A 17,607-nucleotide genomic window follows, 5' to 3' on the forward strand; every position below is an offset into this window, starting at 1 on the left:
GCAGATTAAACAACTCGACTGGCATCTGGCCCAGCTGCTGGAAACGCAAATTCAGGCATCGCCATATGCAAGGGACGATGCGTTGGTAAAGCGCGAGCAGGCGCTGATTAATCAGATGCCGCTGTCACAGCGCGTCTATGGCCGCCTCAAACGCCTGCTGGAACGAGATGACAGCCTGAAGCCGGTTTCCCTGGCGCTGTTGGGTGGCCCGCAGAGCGAACTGGTCTTTGCACGCAAAAGCGGTAAATCGATTAGCGAAGGCATTCCGGGCCTGTTTACGCCAGAGGGATACTGGAACAGCTTCGATAAAAATATCGCTTCCGTCACCAAATCACTGCACGACGACGACCGTTGGGTGCTGAGCGAGACGGTGCAGGGCGAAACGCAGCAGCAGACCGATTACGCCGTACGCCAGCTCTATATGAGCGACTATATGCGGCAGTGGGACGGGCTGTTGCAGGATATCCAGCTGAACAACAGCGCGGATCTGTCGCAGCGCATTAATGCGGCACGATTACTTTCTGGCAATAATTCGCCGCTGCGCAAGCTGGTGATTAACCTCAGTCACTATCTGGTGCTGGACAAGGCTGCGCCGGAAGCCGGCAAGGAAGAGGGAAACAAAGCGCAGGCCAGCAGCACGCTTGAGGCGCTGTTCCACGCCCGCCAGACGGCCACAGCGGCCAGCCAGCAGCAGCAAACGCCGGAGCAGTCAGTAACCGCTCACTTTGCACCGATCACCGAGCTGGCGCAGCCGCTGGAGAAGGGCGGGAAAACCATCGCCTTTGATGATTTCCTGCATCAGATTGATGACCTGTATCGCTACCTTACCGCCGTGCAGGATGCTGCCAACAGCGGAATGCCGCCGCCGACCAGCGACGCCATCAGCCGGTTGCAGGCCAGCGCAGGCCGCCTGCCCGGCTCGTTGCAGAACATGTTTACCAGCATGGCCGTTGGCGCCAGTAGCGACACCCAGCGCCGCGATTTAGACAATATCCGCAAGCGTATTAACGTTGAGGTCGGCAGCTTTTGCCGTCAGGCGATTGCCGGACGCTACCCGCTGACGCATTCGGCGCGTGCGGAAGTCACGCCGGACGACCTGGCGCGCATGTTCGCACCGGGCAGTGGCCTGATGGACAGTTTTTTCCGCGACAACCTGGCGAACAAGGTCGATACCACTCAGGCCAGCTGGCGCTTCATGCCCGGCATTGACGGTAAAACGCTGCCGGGCGGCGAAAGCGTGCTGCGGCCTTTTCAGCAGGCACAAAGCATTCGTGATGCCTTCTTTGCCAACGGAGCAACCACGCCTTCTTACCGCGTGACGGTCCGTACCGGCCAGATGGATAACGATATTCTGACCATGACGCTGGACGTGGACGGTCAGATGCTGCAATACAGCCATGGCCCGCAGGCGGTGCAGCTGATGAACTGGCCGGGCCCTGGCGGCACCAGCCAGGTGCGTATGCAGCTCGGCCTTGCCAACGGTACCACGGCAACGCTGGTCACCAACGGCGCCTGGGCGCTGAACCGGTTCTTTGACCACGCGCAGCTTTCCGCCGGTGGCAGCAGCCTCAGCCGTCAGGCCTCGTTTACCGTCAGCGGACATCACGTCACGCTGGAATTCACGCCGAACAGCATTCGCAACCCGTTCCAGCTGCCCGGTTTTGCCTGCCCATGACCCGAGATCACAACATGAGTCAGACGCCCGCACTCTGCTGGTATGGAAAGCTGCCGAGCGGCGGCGATTTTTTAAAGCGCCGTTTCCCGGATGCGCTGCTGGCGCAGTGGTCGCACTGGTTTCAGGTCGGGCTGCTTCACCGGCAGGAAAATGCCGAGGGCGAACGGCAATTTGCCGATGCGCCGGTCTGGAACTTTGTGGTGCCGCCGATGCTGGGCAGTCAGCAGATCCAGCTGGGCTGCCTGGCGCCCTCCCGCGACAGCGTTGGCCGACTTTATCCGCTCTGCGCGCTGATGACCTTTTCACCGCAGAGCTGGACACCGGCCCAGCTCGCGCTCGCGGGAGACTGGTATCAGCAGCTGGGCCGCATCCTGATGAACGCCGTGCGCGAAGGCTGGTCATCGGCGCAGCTGGACAGCGCACTGCTGGCGCTGAATCTGCCGCAGCCGGAAGCGCGCCAGTCGGCGATTCTTGACGCTATTGGCTACCACGAGCAGCCGGTCACGCTGAGCTGGCGTCGCGCGTCAGACTGCTTTGATCCGCAGCACTATACGAGCTTCTGGTGGACTAATCAGGCCGACGGCAAGCCGCTTTACACCCATGTGCACAGCGGCAATTTCACCGGCCAGCTGTTTTCGATGCTGTTCGATCCGGCCGCTGGCGCGAAGCCTGGCCGCCACGGTCTCTATCCGCCGATGTTTGAGTAAGGAACCTTCATGAATCTTGACGAGCTACTTGCCCCGATTAGCAGCGATCGGCCGTGCGGGGAAAACCTGGAATATGACGCCGACTATATGGCGATGGAGCAGGCCAGCGCGGGCAAAGCCGAACAGCAGTTTGGCGACACCATCATCCCTGCAGAACCGGCAGACTGGAACAAGGTCGCGAAGCTGGCAGGCAGCCTGCTGACGCGCAGCAAAGATCTGCGGGTAATGCTGGCGCTGACGCAGGCCTGGACGCAGCTGCGAGGCTTGAGCGGTTACGCCGACGGCTTACAGCTGATCAAGCAGTCGCTGCTGCTCTACTGGGAGCCGCTATGGCCGGTTCTGACCGAGGATGGCGACTACGATCCTTTCTATCGTATCAATGCGCTGGCGGCTTTAGGCGATAAGTCAGCACTTACTACGGCTTTACGCCAGTCGCTGCTGCTGCGCAACGCGTCAGATCATCTCTCTCTGCGCGACGCCTGGGCGCTGCTGGACGGCAGCAAAAGCGAGTGTGAAGACTTTCCTGGTGGCCGCGCCAGGCTGCTGGATGAGCTGGCACGCAGTGAGCAACCCAGTATTGCCGCCATTCGAAGCATAAGTGAGCGGTTACAAACAATCCGTGAAACGGTGATTGAACACCTTGGCGAAAGCGGCGTACCGGAAATGGTACAGCTGCTGAAAATGGTGAACACCGTCGCGCAAGCCTGTGAGATGACCGACATCAGCACGCTGATCCCGCCTGCCCCCAGCGAAGAGGTGAAAATCGAGGCGGTGCAGCCGCCGGTCAGAACCACGCAAACCGACTGGCGCAGCGTACAGCCGACGTCGCGCGCCGACGCCCAGCTGATGCTGGAGAAGGTAAAGCAGTATTTTGTGCAGCATGAACCCAGCCATCCGGCACCGCTGATGATCGACCGTGTACAGCGCATGATCGAGATGGACTTTATGAGCATTATCCGCGACCTGGCGCCGGACGGCGTTCATCAGCTGGAAAACATTTTCGGGCGTCACGACTGAGACGTTCTGATTAATCGCGCATACCAATGGAGAACATTATGGTCAGTAAATCCAGTGGGCAGAAATTTATCGCCCGTAACCGCGCGCCGCGCGTACAGATCGAGTATGACGTGGAGATCTACGGCGCAGAACGCAAAATCGAGCTGCCTTTTGTGATGGGCGTTATGGCCGATCTGGTCGGCAAGCCGGTGGACAACCTGCCGCCTGTCGACGAACGCAAATTTATGGATATTGATATCGATAACTTTGACGAACGCATGAAGGCGCTGAAGCCACGTGTGGCTTTCCAGGCGCAGAACACGCTGACCGGCGAAGGCAATCTGAATATCGATCTGACCTTTAACAGCATGGAAGATTTTTCTCCGGACGCGGTGGCGCGTAACGTCGAGCCGCTGAACAAGCTGCTGGATGCGCGTACCCAGCTTTCCAACCTGCTGACCTATATGGACGGCAAAAACGGAGCGGAAGAGCTGATCGCTAAAATCCTTAAGGATCCTACGCTGCTGAAATCCCTGAGCCATCTGCCCAAGCAGGATGACACGGCGAAAGAAGGAGAGCAGGAATGACTCAGCCTTCTCAGCTTGAGCAGCAGGGCCAGCAGGCCTGGAGCCAGGATGAATTCAGCTCGCTGCTGAACAAAGAGTTTCGCCCGAAAACCGATTCGGCTCGTACGGCAGTGGAAAGCGCGGTAAAAACCCTGGCGCAGCAGGCGCTGGAGAATACCGTTACCGCTTCCGACGATGCTTATCGCACAATTCAGGCGCTGATCGCCGAGATTGACGAGAAGCTGTCAAAGCAGGTCAACCAGATTATTCACCATGAAGATTTCCAGCAGCTGGAAGGCGCCTGGCGCGGTCTGAGCCACCTCGTGAACAACACCGAAACCGACGAGATGCTGAAAATTCGTTTTATGAGCATCTCGAAGAAAGAGCTGGGCCGCACGCTGAAGCGCTATAAAGGCGCCGGCTGGGATCAAAGCCCTGTATTCAAAAAAATCTACGAAGAAGAGTATGGCCAGTTCGGCGGCGAGCCGTTCGGCTGCCTGGTCGGCGACTACTATTTCGATCACAGCCCGCAGGATGTGGAGCTGCTGGGCGAGATGGCGCGTATCGGTGCGGCTTCGCACTGTCCGTTTATCACCGGCACCGCGCCGGAAGTGATGCAGATGGAATCCTGGCAGGAGCTGGCGAACCCACGTGATCTGACCAAGATCTTCCAGAACAGCGAATACGCCGCCTGGCGCAGCCTGCGTGAGTCGGAAGATGCACGCTATCTGGGAATGGTCATGCCGCGCTTCCTGGCGCGTCTGCCTTACGGCATTCGCAGCAACCCGGTTGACAGCTTCGACTTTGAAGAAGAGACCGAAGGCGCGAACCACGGCAACTATACCTGGGCGAACGCGGCTTACGCGATGGCTGCCAATATCAACCGCTCTTTCAAAGAGTTTGGCTGGTGCACGTCGATCCGCGGCGTGGAGTCCGGCGGCGCGGTGGAAAATCTGCCTTGCCACACCTTCCCGAGCGACGACGGCGGCGTGGACATGAAATGCCCGACCGAAATCGCCATCAGCGATCGTCGCGAAGCCGAGCTGGCGAAAAACGGCTTTATGCCGCTGGTGCACCGCAAAAACTCCGATTTCGCTGCCTTTATCGGCGCACAGTCGCTGCAGAAACCAACGGAATATCACGACCCGGACGCTACCGCCAACGCACGTCTGGCCGCGCGTCTGCCGTACCTGTTCGCCTGCTGCCGCTTCGCGCATTACCTGAAGTGCATCGTGCGCGACAAAATCGGCTCCTTCCGCGAGCGTGAAGAGATGGAACGCTGGCTGAACGACTGGGTGATGAACTACGTGGATGGCGATCCGGCCAACTCCTCGCAGGAAACCAAATCCCGCAAGCCGTTGGCCTCCGCCGAGGTGCTGGTGGAAGAGCTGGAAGATAATCCGGGCTACTACGCTGCGAAATTCTTCCTGCGTCCGCACTACCAGCTGGAAGGCCTGACCGTATCGCTGCGTCTGGTATCCAAGCTGCCTTCGCTGAAAAGCGATGACTAAAGGCTGAGGGAAGGGCGCGCTCCTTCCCGAAGGGTGGGCTAAACACGGCCCGTTTGCAGCCTGATGAATGAAAGGTAAGCCGTCAGCGGGATTTTTTGGCGGCTTTCCTGATTAAAAAGAAGAGGCCCAGGCACAGTGAAGTGAACAGTAATTTTCCGGAGATGAAAGCCGTAGCCTGCGCGTCGAAAGTTTCATAACGGGCTATCAGCCAGACCGCACTAACGATATCGAAAAGGGCATAGAGGGATAGCGCCAAAAAAACGACGCCGAGTAATGACAAAAACAGTTTTTTCATTATTGAGCAGTGCCCTTTTGAAGGGATAACAGCGTTAAAGCGCTCTACTTTATATCCGCCGTGGGTGTCTGTAAAACCTGTTTTACTTTCTCGTCATGTCGGAATTGCCAATAAAAATATTGTTCCTGGTGCCGGATAAAAGAATTTCTGAACGGTCTGTTAAAAGATCGCCAGAAAAGGGCAAAAAGGCTCCCTTTTTGTCTGTCGCTGCTTTGTTAAAAGCAAAATGTCCATCAATAAAGAGTAGAAAATAATGGCTATTGATATGTTTATGAAGGTTGACGGTGTAACCGGTGAGTCTAAAGACTCTAACCACAAAGGCTGGACCGATATCACTTCTTTCTCCTGGGGTGCCTCTCAGCCAGGCAACATGTCTGTTGGCGGCGGCGGCGGTGCCGGTAAAGTTAACTTTAACGACCTGCACGTTAACGCGCTGATCGACAAATCTACCACCGCGCTGCTGAAGAACTGCGCAAGCGGCAAGCACATCGCTAAAGTAGAGCTGTCTATTTGTAAAGCTGGCGGCACTCAGGTTGAATATGCTCGTATTACCCTGGAAGACGTGCTGGTCACTACTGTTAACTACAATGGTTCAGACAATGGCGACACCCTGGGGATGACTTACTCATTTCAGGCCTCTAAAGTGAAACAGCAGTACTGGGAGCAGAGCACTTCCGGTGGTAAAGGCGCAGAAAGCAGCGCTGGCTGGAACATCAAAGAGAACAAAGAAGCTTAATGCTGTACAACCTCCCCTTTGGGGGAGGTTTAAAAGGCATGGTATCAGGTCAGCGATAAAATCTGTATTTGCCGCTGCAAAGAATCGATCCTCTGAAATGACTATGGCTGGCGAAAACGTTGGAAAAATGCCTGGCGGGAAGCCGGAACTTATTTTTTCCTCTGGCATTTTAGAATGCAATCCGATTCTCGGGAGCGACTGACTAAAGTATAGCGGCGTGCCGACCGCTGCCACTTTTGGAGCGATGCAGAGAAAGGGCGTTTTGTTCCGACCACGGCTGCTTTATGGATATTAAAATGAAACTGTTACTGCTTCTGGCGCTGGCGCTTTCACCCGTAGTCTTTGCCATAACGCCACCCAATCTGGATGCATATCAACAACCGCAGATCTTAAGCAACTGGCTCCTGAGCCGTTGTGCCGGGAAAATATCAACAGACAAAGCTTTTACCGACGATGCCTATAAAAGTGCTTCAGCCTGGCTGGAAAGAAGTCATCTTCCGATTGAAGCCTTTAATGATGGCGACAGGCTTATCAGTGATTATCTTAAAATGAAATTAAGCGGCGCCGACAAAAGCAATTTAAATATGATGAAATGTACTTTACTGGCACAAAGTCAGGACGCCATGGAAATTTTTGAGAAATATAATAAATAGTTTATTGGGATATTATGAAAAGGTTTTCGGTAGTAACTTTTTGTTTGCTTTTATTTTCGTCAGTGATTTTTAGTGTAAAAAGTTTTGCCAGCTCTCAAAAGGAAATAACAGGCGTACTTCAGGCTTACTGGCTCCCTCAATGGACAGAAGAAGGTAAGGCGAAGCCTCCTCTTATTATAATGCGTTTTTTTGAAACGGGTGGTAAGGATAATCAAACATACTATTTTTACGATTTGAAAGAAAAGGGTGGCGTGAAGGATTATTTTAAAACAGAAGAGACGGAGAATTTCATCAGGAGTAATTTCAAAAATACTCCTGAAGATTTTTTTAGGTTTAAAGAAGGCCATACAGAGCAGGCTGGGGTAGTCGCTCTTTCTGAACGGACGATTATAGTTGAGTGTGACAATAAACAGAATTATGCAAAATTTAACGCCTTCAAGCCTGTTCAGGTTAATCGCTTTGATATAAATAAATTAGAGTCGGCGTCTGGTTGTGACCCAGAACCTTATTCAGTGATGTTCACGATTAAAGAAGGGCATGATGATATTTTCCTTAAGTCAAAGCCTTCAACAACAAGTCAGAATGTTGTTAGCAAACCCATTTCTCAGCCGTTAGTAAGAATAAAAACTATTGATGACCAGTGGGTTAAAGTTGCTCTATACGATGCATCCCTGCCAGGCTCTCGTTCAAAAACTGAAGGTTACGTTAAATTTAGCGATCTGGATGTGGTTAACTGAAGTTAGGTAAGTAAATAACATCCATAGGAAAAGGAGTGTAATTTTTTCCTTATGACAGATGTGTCACTTACGCATGCGAAAAGTGTTACTCCCGGCAAAAGTCATTAATTGCTCAGAAGAGGGATTACCCGCTGCCAAAAGCCGAGTTTTTTCACGAAAAAAAATCACTCAGTATTTTTCTCTGTTTTAACGTTAATTAGCCAGTTCTCTTTAATTAAGGAAATATTATGCGTTGGAAATTAACGGCCGCCGTGGGCAAAGGGCAGCCAAACCATCGTGATGATGTAAAAAAGGTGCAGATTCTGTTAAACCGTGCGGCACATGAGGATCACAGTGCGATCCTGCATGAAGACGGTCTGTTTGGCCCTAAAACCCAGGCAAGAATAGAAGAGTTCCAGCGTAATCAGGTGCATCTGTCCCATGCGGATGGCGTGGTCAACCGCAACGGGCCAACCTACGGCACGCTTAACTCTGGTGGCAGGCCTGCTCAGCCGCATACGGCATCTGCACCGCGCCCGGCAGCACCCGCCGCGGCTGCTCATGTTGTTGAGCCTGATAGCGGGCTGGCGAAATTACTGCAACAGCAGGCGGCTCAGCGTCCGGCTAACCGCAAAGTTGCCTGGTTTAACCGTGCCTTACCTGCAGCAATTAACGTTAAAGCACGCTGGGGCGTACCGATAGCGGTGACCCTGGCTCAGGGCGCGCTTGAGTCCTCCTGGGGCACGCACGCACCGGGCAATATTTTCTTTGGGGTAAAAGGGAAATCTCCGGACGGCAAGTCCATCAACGTGACCACCCATGAAAACTATGGCGGCAAGTCAACGGTGATTCAGGACGGCTTTCGGTCTTATGATACTCTGGAGCAGTCTGCTGATGACTACGGCCGCTTTCTGGCAAGCAACCAGCGCTATGCGGGGGCATTTGCTTATCGTAATGACCCGGAGAAGTTTATTCATGTCGTGGCGAAGGCTGGTTATGCAACCGATCCGCACTATGAGAAAAAAATCCTGAGCATTATTCGTGTTAACGGTTTGAAAGATTATGATGCGCCTGATGTAGCTACCTCTGCCACATTCCAGAACGCACTTCATCAATAAATTATTCCTGCAGGTAAAATATGATAGCTAACGTAAACGTAAAATCTCTTTTGCTCGTGTCCTTACTGGCAGTAGCCGGTTGTGCGACTGCCACCCCTGAGCCGGTAAGCAATCCGGTTATCATGCAGGTAAAAACCACGGTAGAAAAAGAGAAACTGGTTACTAACCCTGCCTGTACGGACTATCTTCTGACCAAAAGTGCCCAGCCGGGCGTTGATCTGGTCGAAGTGATGGAAAAACACGGCGGCGCCTGCCCGGGCGATGCGCAGGTCCAGCATCGGTTATTCAGCGTCTATGTCGATCAAAAAACCAAACAGATGGCCAGCGATAAAGACGATCCGGAAGAGGGTAATCTGAAGCTTCTTTCACCTGCCGGCTGAGTACGATTACTGCTTGTGGAATGAGAGTGATGGTATCATTAATACATAGGGTAAAAATGAAAAAGCGTATAACGGTCCTCTCATTCCTTTTAGGATGGTCTGCTTTTGCCGGTGCGGAAGTGACCATGACGTTTCATGGAGAGAAATATAAAATAATTCATGCAAAGATTACTTAAGCGAGTATTGAATATAAATATTTTTATGCATAAAAAATACCGTTATACACTCTTAACAGTTTTAGTGTTTTTTGCGGAGCCAGCTCTTGCTGAAGATGTATGTCAGAATCTACAAGCTGAAGCAGACGTTTTAAAATGCTCCACTCAGAAAAAAGATAATGCAGATTTTTTATTAAATAAAACATTCTCTGAAGCAAAAAAAACGATTGAACATGCATACCGATCCCATGAGGAGTTAGGGGCGCAATATTTCAGCATCCTGCTTGATGGTCAGCGTGGTTGGTTAAAATACAGGGACGCGCAGTGTAAACTTGAAGCCTTCGCTGCTGAAGACAACACGGCTGCCTCTGCCATTGCCACTAACGAGTGTATTGCAAGATTTGATAATACGCGTTCTGAGGATCTGAAGGGGATCCCCTATTGAACAGGCGATCGCCCTGATTAAAATTACACCAGCTCTCTTATTAATAAAGAAATATAATGAAAATTTTAAAGTCTTTCCTTTTTGCTTTACTCCCAGTGATAAGTTTTTATGTCGCGGCCAACAGCACGGCAGAATCAGCAGTCATACAGGTTGAAAATACCGTTGAGAAAAATAAGCTGGTTCCCGATGCAGCCTGCGTGAACTATCTGATAACAGAAGACGCTGAGCCTGGTCTGGATTTGGTTGATGTAGTAGAGAAGCACGGCGGTAACTGTCCAGGCGATCCCGAAACACGGCCCCGGTTATTCAGCGTTTATGTCGATCAAAAAACCAAACAGATGATCAGCGATAAAGACGATCCGGCAGAAGGTGACTTTACCCTTTTGGTACCGGCCAAATAAAATCCATCTTATTGCGGCTTCTGCCTTTTGAGAATAAAACCAGGGTCAGCATGCCTCTGATATTTTACCTGTAAGGTGGAAATCTGTCAGCAATGTTAGCCAGACGAATGGCCTGCCTGACACCATGATTTAACGGGTTATGCATTGACACGTGAAGGCACTATCCCGCTTCTCGCGATGCCTTAATTTTTTACCGGAACTCAGTATGAAACGCTTTTTACTCTTGCTTGCCTTATTAACCAATGTCGCCGTCGCCAGCCCGCATCTGGTTAAGGCAGAGGCCGATACGTTCGCGCCTGAACTGGCGCAAAAAGCCCTGTCGCTGGATATCGCTGGCGCAGAGCCGTTCGGCCAGCAGACCTTTGCCGTACGGGACAGCGGCCATTTACTGGGCGTGATGGTGCCGGGCAAAGGTCTGCTGCGGGCCGATATGAACGCCTGTTTTATTGGCTGGTCGCGTGATGGCGAAAGCCTGGTAAACCTGGTGCCGACCATCGGCTTCAACCGTTTTGACGGTGAAGCCTGCGAAGATGTGAAGGGCGTGGGCGTGATTTCCTCCCCTGGTGACCGCGAAGTCAAGATCGCCGTGATCTATACCGCCACTACGCTGGTAGAAACCTCGCTGGTCGCAGTGGTGCTGGCATACGATCCGCACTCCCGTTCGCTGCTGGTGGATAATGCGCTGTCGCAAAGAGTAAATAATGCCTCAATAGACAGCGTGCCGAAAATCCGCCGCTTTTATGCGGCGCATCCTGCTCAGACGGCCACTTTTGACAGCAAAAAATATCTGGCCCGTCTCACCAGCTGGTGCGAAGAAGGGAATGTCGACTGCGATGACGTCACGCTCGATTCCAGAAGCAAGCTTAGCGGCAAAAGCATATTGCTGCAGGGCAAAACCGTTAATGTTAACTGTCCGGACGTCTGCGATTTTCGCGGATACGCTTTTGAAAATGCGGATTATACCTACACATTTATCACCAATGATTTTGAACGCTGGACAATGAATATCAGTAAGGGCGACCAGGTTATAGACAGCGTTGAAGGCACGATGCGCTGACGAAACCGTCGCCCTGTTTAAAGCCGGAATGGCCAGCCCGTTTCCGGCAGGCAGCAATAAGTTTCAACTCCCGCCGGGTCCCTACCGGCGCGGCCCGAATGCCGAAATCCAACGCAGGAAAACGTGATGCGATTTACGATAGTAGCGACCAAACCTGGCCAGCAGCCGCCGCAAAGCAGCTGCGACTTTCTGCCGCCGGGCGGCACCATCGGCCGTGGTGCCGATAACAACCTGGTGCTGCCGGATGATGACCGTACCATTTCTCGTCTGCAGGCCATTGTGCATATCACGGCCGACGGCGAGTGCCGTATTACCAACCGCGGCAACGTGACGCTGGTGCATCTGAACGATATTCCGCTGGAGCGTGGCCGCCAGGTGGATTTGCAGGATGGCGACATTCTCAGCATTGACGAGTACCGTTTGCAGGTCACCGATCTCAGCGTAGCGGCGCAGCCCGTAGCAAGGCCTGCCCCGGTCGCCCGACCTGCCGCACCGCCGCAGGAAAACGCGCCTGCTGCCATTCCCAGTGAAATCTGGGATAGCCTGGCGCAGGAGTTTTCCATTAGCGACAGCCTTTCCAGCCGCAGCAAGCCCGCGCCTGACGCGGCGGATCCGCTGATGGGAAAAACGTCCGATCGCAACCCGGTCGATCCTCTGGCGCAGTTTGCCGATAAGCCCGCACCCGATCTGGATCGTCGCGATCGAACACCCGACTCTCTGTTCAGCAAAGAATCGCTGTTCGACAGGCAAAGCATTTTTGACGACAGCACGCCAGGCACGCTGACGCAGCAGCCGCAGGATAAAAAGCAGAGCGGTAGCGAACTGGATCCGATGGCGCTGTTTGGCAGCGGCCACAGCACGCCAGCCGCCAGCGACGATCCGCTGGGGCTAATGATGGGCAACGCCGTGCCGCTGACGCCGGTGGATGAACCCCAGCAGAAGCAGCCGCAGTCTGCCTTTGTCCCGCCGTCGCCAAAAGCGCTGGACAGCCAGACGCAGACGACCGGCAGCTTAACGCGCAATCCTCAGACAGCCGACGATCTTAGCCATTCTCCGCTGTTCGATAAGAACCCACGGGCAGCCGGCGATCTCAGCAAGTCTCCGCTATTCGATGCCGATCCGCAGGCGGCTGACGACCTTAGCAAGTCACCGCTGTTCGATGCCAATCCACAGGCAGCTGGCGATCTTAGCAAATCACCGCTGTTCGATGCCGATCCGCAGGCGGCCGACGATCTTAGCAAGTCACCGCTGTTCGATGCCGATCCGCAGGCGGCCGACGATCTCAGCAAGTCATCGCTGTTTGATACCGATCCACAGGCAGCTGACGATCTCAGCAAGTCACCACTGTTTGATGAGACGGATCATAGCCAGCCTCCGCGTGCTGCTGAAAACCCGGCAAGCGATGCCGATTTCAGTGGCGTGCAGGCCGCCATCAATCGGTCGCAGCAGGACTACAGCGGCATCACGCTGCCGACCCCGCAGGCTGTCGCGCGCAACACCACGCCACCGCCAAAAGGCCGTCTGCGTATCGATCCGGTGGCCAGTCCGGCCTCACAGCAGCAAAATTCTGCCGGCGACGGCCAGCGGCTGGACGGCGAGCTTTTAGAGGCGCTGATGGGCGGCATGGGGCTGAACGATCTGCAGCCGACGCCGCGTTTTGACCGCGATTCAATGCAGGAACTGGGGCAGATGCTCAGCATGTTCTCGCAGGGAACGGTGGCGCTGCTTTCCTCGCGCTCGATCCTCAAGCGTGGCGTAAAAGCGGAAATGACGGTGATCCTTGACGAGGCCAATAACCCGTTCAAGCTGCTGCCTTCCGGTAAATCGGTGCTGATGCAGATGTTCGGCAGTCGGATGCCAGGCTTTATGCCGCCTAAGCAGTCGGTGCGTGACGCGCTGGTCGACTTACAGGCGCACCAGTTGGGCATGATTGCCGGGATCCGCGCGATCATTGCTTCCATGCTGCAATCCTTTAACCCGCAGCAGCTGGAGGAAGAAGCGCGGCAGGAAGGCGCAATTTCTCGTTTGGCGCTGCCTAACAGCCGCAAAGCCGCGTTGTGGGAGCATTTTACCCGGCGCTACGGCGAAACGGCGGGCGAAATCGAGGATGACTTCCACACCCTGTTTGGCGAAGCCTTTCTGCACGCCTACGACATGGAAGTGAACCAGTACAAAGATTCCCAAATCAGATCGGAAGAATGATGAATATCACCATTGCCTCTATGTCGCACCAGGGCGCTCGTGACAGCAACCAGGATCAGACCGGCGAGCGCATCGGCGAAAGATCGGCCTGCTTTGTGGTCTGTGACGGCGTGGCGGGGCTGCCCGGCGGCGACGTCGCCGCGGAGCTGGCGCGCGACACCATCCTCGAACGCTTCAACGGCGAGCAGCACCTGGACGCGCAAAGCATCCGCCGATACGTCAACGACGCCAACCGTGCGATTCGCCAGCAGCAGGCGAGCGGCGACTATAAGCGTATGGGCACCACGCTGGTGAGCTTGTTTATCGACAGGGATTTCGATCTGGCCTACTGGGCGCACGCGGGCGACAGCCGCCTTTATCTTTTTCGGCGCGGCTACCTTTATCACGTCACTACCGACCACAGCCTGGTACAGCAGATGAAGGATGCCGGTCACCAAACCGAAGGCATCAACGGTAATCTGCTCTATTTTGCACTCGGCATGGGCGATGAGGAACGGGATGCCAGCTACAGCGACGTAGTGGAAATCGAAGACGGCGACGCTTTCCTGCTCTGCACCGATGGGTTCTGGCACGGGCTTTCGCAGGAAAACATGCAGGAATCCTTGCACATGGTTAATACGCCGGACGAATGGCTGACGCTGATGCAGCAGGTTATCCGTAAAAACGAGCGGCAGTCCACCGCCAGCCAGGACAATTACAGCGCCGTCGCCGTCTGGGTCGGCGATCCGCAGGACACCACGCTGCTGCATTCGCTGGAAGCCGCAGCACAGTTTTTCCCTCTTCGTGATTAAAATAAGGCTTTAACCCTCATGAAATATTGGCTAACGGCGGTCACCCTGCTGATTACATCCGGTGCCTGGGCACAGGATTACCGCGTCGTGACCGCTAAGTCACTGCAAATGGATGTGTGGATTGATAACGTTAAAGATAAGAAGCCAGACAGCTGGTGCAGGCGTGAGATTCCGCTGCGCATCGTGGCTAATGGTGACAAAGATCCGGTAAAGGTAAACGACCTGCTACCGCAGGTGGCGGGCCTGATGTCCCACAGCTGTGCGAAAATAGCGGCATTTCAGTGGCAGCTGACCGACAGCAACGGCAAAGCGCTGGCGCACGGCAACGCCACTAAAGCGCAGGGCTGGCAAAGCAAAGCCGAAGCCCAAACGCCAGCCGCTGCCGCCGTGCCGGTGCAGACGGCACCCACCGCAGCGCCAGTCCAAAATACACCGACTGCTGCGTCAGGACAAAACACGCCTGCCGCTGCGCCGGTAGAAACCGCGCCGGTCGCCACGCCGGTTAATGCAGAAGATCTTTCACCACCAGCGGATACCACGCCGTGGATCCAGTTCAGTCTGTTGGATGGCTGTCATTTCCGCACTTACTGGAACAGCAGCAGCCACACCAGCGCGCTGTTCGTGCCGGCAAAAGGCGGTGTAGTCTGCGGCAGCGATGGCTGGCTCAGCGGCGACAGCCAGCTTGCGCAGCTGGGTAAAGGCGCGGCCCAAAAACGTCAGGTCAGCTTTGTGCAGGGCTTCCCGATTTCAGGACTGAACGGCAAAGCGGTGGGTCGCGATATGCAGATCACCACCGTCAATAACGAGCGGATGGTGCTGAGCGATGAACGTTCGCCGCAGAGCTGGATGATTGTGCCGTATGCGCCTACGCTGAACGGCTGGCAGGCTGATGGCACCGTCGTAGTGGCGATAAGCCAGCAGGCTGCCAGCGACGAAAGTACCCTGAAAGCGCGCCTGGCCGAAGTCCGCAAGGTCTGGTCGCCTTATCTTACTGACGGCAAAGTGACCATTAAACTGGTGGATGAGATCCATCCGCAGCTGAAAGATCCGGCCGCGGGCACTTACCGAACGCTTAACTGATCCCTTGCCCGCCTGAGGAAAGCCATGAAATCTCTGACTCAACTGATGTCCGGCGCCACGCTGTCGGAAACCCTGGCGCGCGTCGAAGGCGATATTAAAAGCCGCCCGGCGGACGCCGATTTGCGCGCCGCTTTTGTCCAGCTGCTCTGTCTGGCGGGCCACTGGCCGCGCGCCAAAACCCAGCTGAAAACCTGGCTGGCCTTAAAGCCGCAGGCTAAACCCACCATCACGCTGCTGGAGCAGGCTATTACGGCGGAGATCCAGCGCGCGGCGGTCTTCGAAGGGCTTGCGATGCCAAGGATGCCCGGCGGAGCGTTCGCCTGGTCAGAAGACTTACTGAAAGCCTTGCATAAGGAGCATGCAGAGGAAGCCGATGAATTACGCGCGGCAGCTTTTGCAGCGGCGCAGGCCAGTCCGGCCCGCCTTACCGCACAGGACGGGCAGGCACAGGCCGTAGAATGGCTGGTCGATGGTGACGGCCGCCTCGGCCCGATCTGTGAGCTGATCGTTAACGGTCATTACACCTGGCTGCCGTTCGCCGCCATTCGTGAAATGCGTTTTCAGGCACCGGCGAGCGTTACCGATCTGGTCTGGCGGCATACGGCCGTCACGCTGACTGACGGCAGCGAGCAGGTTTGCCAGCTGCCGGTGCGCTATCCGTTTGCGGATACGGCCGAAGACAACTTGCGGCTGGGCGCCGTCACCGAGTGGACGCCGCTGGATGATGAGCAGTTTATCGGTCACGGTCAGAAAACCTGGCTGAGCGAGGAACAAGATTTTCCGCTGCTGAGCCTGACGCATATTGTTTTTGCTGCGGAAACCGATGATGAGTGACGGCCGCGATTTGCTGCACGGCGGGTTTCGCCAGCGCGGCAGGGAGACAATGACGGCGCGCGATAAAATGCAGCCGTCGCTGCTGGACCGGCTGACCGACAACGCGCCGGACAAGCAGCAGGAAGCCGCTAACAGCCGGGTGATTTCACATGCCACGCTGAAGCGCAACGTGCTGCGCGATTTGCAGTGGCTGTTCAATAGCATCAACAACGAAGCGCAGCAGGACCTCTCGCCGTTTCCGCACGTGCAGCGTTCTGCTTATAACTTTGGCGTGGCGCCGCTGGCCGGACAGCGCATGTCCGACATTGAACTGACCGATATTCAGCGCAAAATCACTAATTCGATTTTGTACTTTGAACCGCGCATCCTGCCCGCTGGGTTGCAGGTACGCTGCATCTCGGACACCAGCTCGCTCAGCCTGCACAACATGCTGTCGATTGAAATCAAGGGGCGGCTCTGGTGCGTGCCGTATCCGCTGGAGTTTCTGTTCCGCACCGACCTGGATTTAGAAAACGGCCATTTTGAACTGAAAGACGTAGGGTAATTATGGACAGCAAACTGCTCGATTATTACAACCGTGAACTGGCGTACCTGCGCGAAATGGGGGCGGAGTTCGCCGAACGCTATCCCAAAGTCGCCGGACGGTTGGGCATGAACGGCATCGAAGTGGCCGATCCCTATGTCGAGCGGTTGATGGAGGGATTCGCCTTTCTGACCTCGCGCGTGCAGCTGAAAATGGACGCCGAGTTCCCGCGCTTCTCGCAGCGGATGCTGGAGATGATTGCACCCAACTACCTTTCGCCCGTGCCCTCAATGGCAATTGCCGAACTGCATCCCGATGGCAAAAAAGGCGATATCAGCGGCGGCTTTCTGGTGCCACGCGGCACCATGATGGACAGCCAGATGCTGAAAAAAAGCGGCGTCACCTGTAGCTACGCCACGGCGCACGACGTGATGCTGCAGCCGCTGCGCATCAGCCACGTGGAGCTGGGGGGCGTCCCGGCAGATATTCCTCTAAGCAGCATGGGACTGAGCCAGCGCGGCGCGGTCAGCGCGCTGCGTATCCGCCTGGAATGTTTCAGCGAAGTGGCGCTCAGCCACCTGACCCTGAGCGATCTGATGTTCTTTCTCAGCGGGCCGGATATCCAGGCGCAGCAGCTGCTGGAACTGATTATGCAGCACACGGTCGGCAGTTTTTGCCAGACGGTAGAGCCGCAGCCGCAGCGGGTGGTGCTGAGCGACAACGCGCTGAAGCAGGAAGGGTTCGCAGCCGATCAGGCGCTGTTGCC

20 protein-coding genes are annotated in these 17,607 nt (G+C 55.2%); 19 read left to right on the forward strand and 1 reads right to left on the reverse strand.

What is annotated here, in order from left to right; all coding sequences use genetic code 11:
- From tssM to tssC, 5 genes are all read left to right on the forward strand, one after another.
- Nucleotides 1–1,675 (forward strand): type VI secretion system membrane subunit TssM (tssM, locus tag RTK32_RS07395; protein WP_312042824.1); only part of this gene is annotated, 1,675 nt, incomplete at its 5' end.
- A 14-nt stretch (nucleotides 1,676–1,689) separates the two neighbouring features.
- Complete coding sequence (gene tagF / locus RTK32_RS07400; RefSeq protein ID WP_312042825.1) at nucleotides 1,690–2,382, forward strand: type VI secretion system-associated protein TagF; 693 nt, start codon at nucleotides 1,690–1,692, stop codon at nucleotides 2,380–2,382.
- Nucleotides 2,383–2,391: 9 nt separating this feature from the next.
- A complete protein-coding gene (tssA, locus tag RTK32_RS07405) occupies nucleotides 2,392–3,399 on the forward strand; it encodes a type VI secretion system protein TssA (protein ID WP_312042826.1) in 1,008 nt (335 codons plus the stop codon).
- 38 nt (nucleotides 3,400–3,437) lie between these two features.
- On the forward strand, nucleotides 3,438–3,965 hold the full coding sequence (gene tssB / locus RTK32_RS07410; protein ID WP_409451072.1) for a type VI secretion system contractile sheath small subunit: 528 nt from the start codon (nucleotides 3,438–3,440) through the stop codon (nucleotides 3,963–3,965).
- The gene (gene tssC / locus RTK32_RS07415; protein WP_312042828.1) at nucleotides 3,962–5,455 is read left to right on the forward strand and encodes a type VI secretion system contractile sheath large subunit; all 1,494 of its coding nucleotides are present in this window, start codon (nucleotides 3,962–3,964) and stop codon (nucleotides 5,453–5,455) included. The genes tssB and tssC overlap by 4 nt, the downstream gene beginning before the upstream one ends.
- Nucleotides 5,456–5,537: 82 nt before the next feature.
- Here tssC and RTK32_RS07420 read toward each other — a convergent pair whose 3' ends face one another.
- Entirely contained in the window at nucleotides 5,538–5,750 is a 213-nt protein-coding gene (locus tag RTK32_RS07420) for a hypothetical protein (RefSeq protein ID WP_312042829.1), read from the reverse strand.
- 253 nt (nucleotides 5,751–6,003) lie between these two features.
- Between RTK32_RS07420 and RTK32_RS07425 the strand changes: the two genes are divergently transcribed.
- The 14 genes from RTK32_RS07425 to tssF all read left to right on the forward strand — a co-directional run.
- Nucleotides 6,004–6,486, forward strand: a complete 483-nt coding sequence (locus RTK32_RS07425; protein ID WP_312042830.1) for a type VI secretion system tube protein Hcp — start codon at nucleotides 6,004–6,006, stop codon at nucleotides 6,484–6,486.
- A 296-nt stretch (nucleotides 6,487–6,782) separates the two neighbouring features.
- Nucleotides 6,783–7,139, forward strand: coding sequence for a T6SS amidase immunity protein Tai4 family protein (locus RTK32_RS07430; protein WP_312042831.1), 357 nt, complete (start codon nucleotides 6,783–6,785; stop codon nucleotides 7,137–7,139).
- A 14-nt stretch (nucleotides 7,140–7,153) separates the two neighbouring features.
- A complete protein-coding gene (locus RTK32_RS07435) occupies nucleotides 7,154–7,876 on the forward strand; it encodes a hypothetical protein (RefSeq protein ID WP_312042832.1) in 723 nt (240 codons plus the stop codon).
- A 227-nt stretch (nucleotides 7,877–8,103) separates the two neighbouring features.
- Nucleotides 8,104–8,973: a glucosaminidase domain-containing protein gene (locus RTK32_RS07440; protein ID WP_312042833.1), complete on the forward strand. Its 870-nt coding sequence runs from the start codon at nucleotides 8,104–8,106 to the stop codon at nucleotides 8,971–8,973.
- Between the two features lie 20 nt (nucleotides 8,974–8,993).
- Nucleotides 8,994–9,353 carry a hypothetical protein gene (locus RTK32_RS07445; protein WP_312042834.1) on the forward strand — a complete coding sequence of 120 codons (360 nt, stop codon included), beginning with the start codon at nucleotides 8,994–8,996 and terminating at the stop codon, nucleotides 9,351–9,353.
- Nucleotides 9,354–9,512: 159 nt separating this feature from the next.
- Nucleotides 9,513–9,953: a lysozyme inhibitor LprI family protein gene (locus RTK32_RS07450; RefSeq protein WP_312042835.1), complete on the forward strand. Its 441-nt coding sequence runs from the start codon at nucleotides 9,513–9,515 to the stop codon at nucleotides 9,951–9,953.
- A gap of 56 nt (nucleotides 9,954–10,009) precedes the next feature.
- Nucleotides 10,010–10,354 carry a hypothetical protein gene (locus tag RTK32_RS07455; protein ID WP_312042836.1) on the forward strand — a complete coding sequence of 115 codons (345 nt, stop codon included), beginning with the start codon at nucleotides 10,010–10,012 and terminating at the stop codon, nucleotides 10,352–10,354.
- A gap of 205 nt (nucleotides 10,355–10,559) precedes the next feature.
- On the forward strand, nucleotides 10,560–11,411 hold the full coding sequence (locus RTK32_RS07460) for a hypothetical protein (RefSeq protein WP_312042837.1): 852 nt from the start codon (nucleotides 10,560–10,562) through the stop codon (nucleotides 11,409–11,411).
- Nucleotides 11,412–11,537: 126 nt separating this feature from the next.
- Complete coding sequence (tagH, locus tag RTK32_RS07465; protein WP_312042838.1) at nucleotides 11,538–13,613, forward strand: type VI secretion system-associated FHA domain protein TagH; 2,076 nt, start codon at nucleotides 11,538–11,540, stop codon at nucleotides 13,611–13,613.
- Nucleotides 13,613–14,404, forward strand: coding sequence for a protein phosphatase 2C domain-containing protein (locus RTK32_RS07470; RefSeq protein ID WP_312042842.1), 792 nt, complete (start codon nucleotides 13,613–13,615; stop codon nucleotides 14,402–14,404). Before tagH ends, RTK32_RS07470 begins: the two co-directional genes overlap by 1 nt.
- Nucleotides 14,405–14,422: 18 nt before the next feature.
- Entirely contained in the window at nucleotides 14,423–15,484 is a 1,062-nt protein-coding gene (locus RTK32_RS07475) for a hypothetical protein (protein ID WP_312042839.1), read from the forward strand.
- Nucleotides 15,485–15,508: 24 nt separating this feature from the next.
- A complete protein-coding gene (locus tag RTK32_RS07480; protein WP_312042840.1) occupies nucleotides 15,509–16,318 on the forward strand; it encodes a type VI secretion system accessory protein TagJ in 810 nt (269 codons plus the stop codon).
- The gene (tssE, locus tag RTK32_RS07485) at nucleotides 16,308–16,862 is read left to right on the forward strand and encodes a type VI secretion system baseplate subunit TssE (RefSeq protein ID WP_409451073.1); all 555 of its coding nucleotides are present in this window, start codon (nucleotides 16,308–16,310) and stop codon (nucleotides 16,860–16,862) included. The genes RTK32_RS07480 and tssE overlap by 11 nt, the downstream gene beginning before the upstream one ends.
- A gap of 2 nt (nucleotides 16,863–16,864) precedes the next feature.
- Nucleotides 16,865–17,607: type VI secretion system baseplate subunit TssF (tssF, locus tag RTK32_RS07490; protein WP_312042841.1), on the forward strand; the 743-nt coding region annotated here is incomplete at its 3' end.

Origin of the sequence: Erwinia sp. (assembly GCF_031978025.1) — a bacterium.
In the GTDB taxonomy this organism is placed as follows: Bacteria; Pseudomonadota; Gammaproteobacteria; order Enterobacterales; family Enterobacteriaceae; genus Erwinia.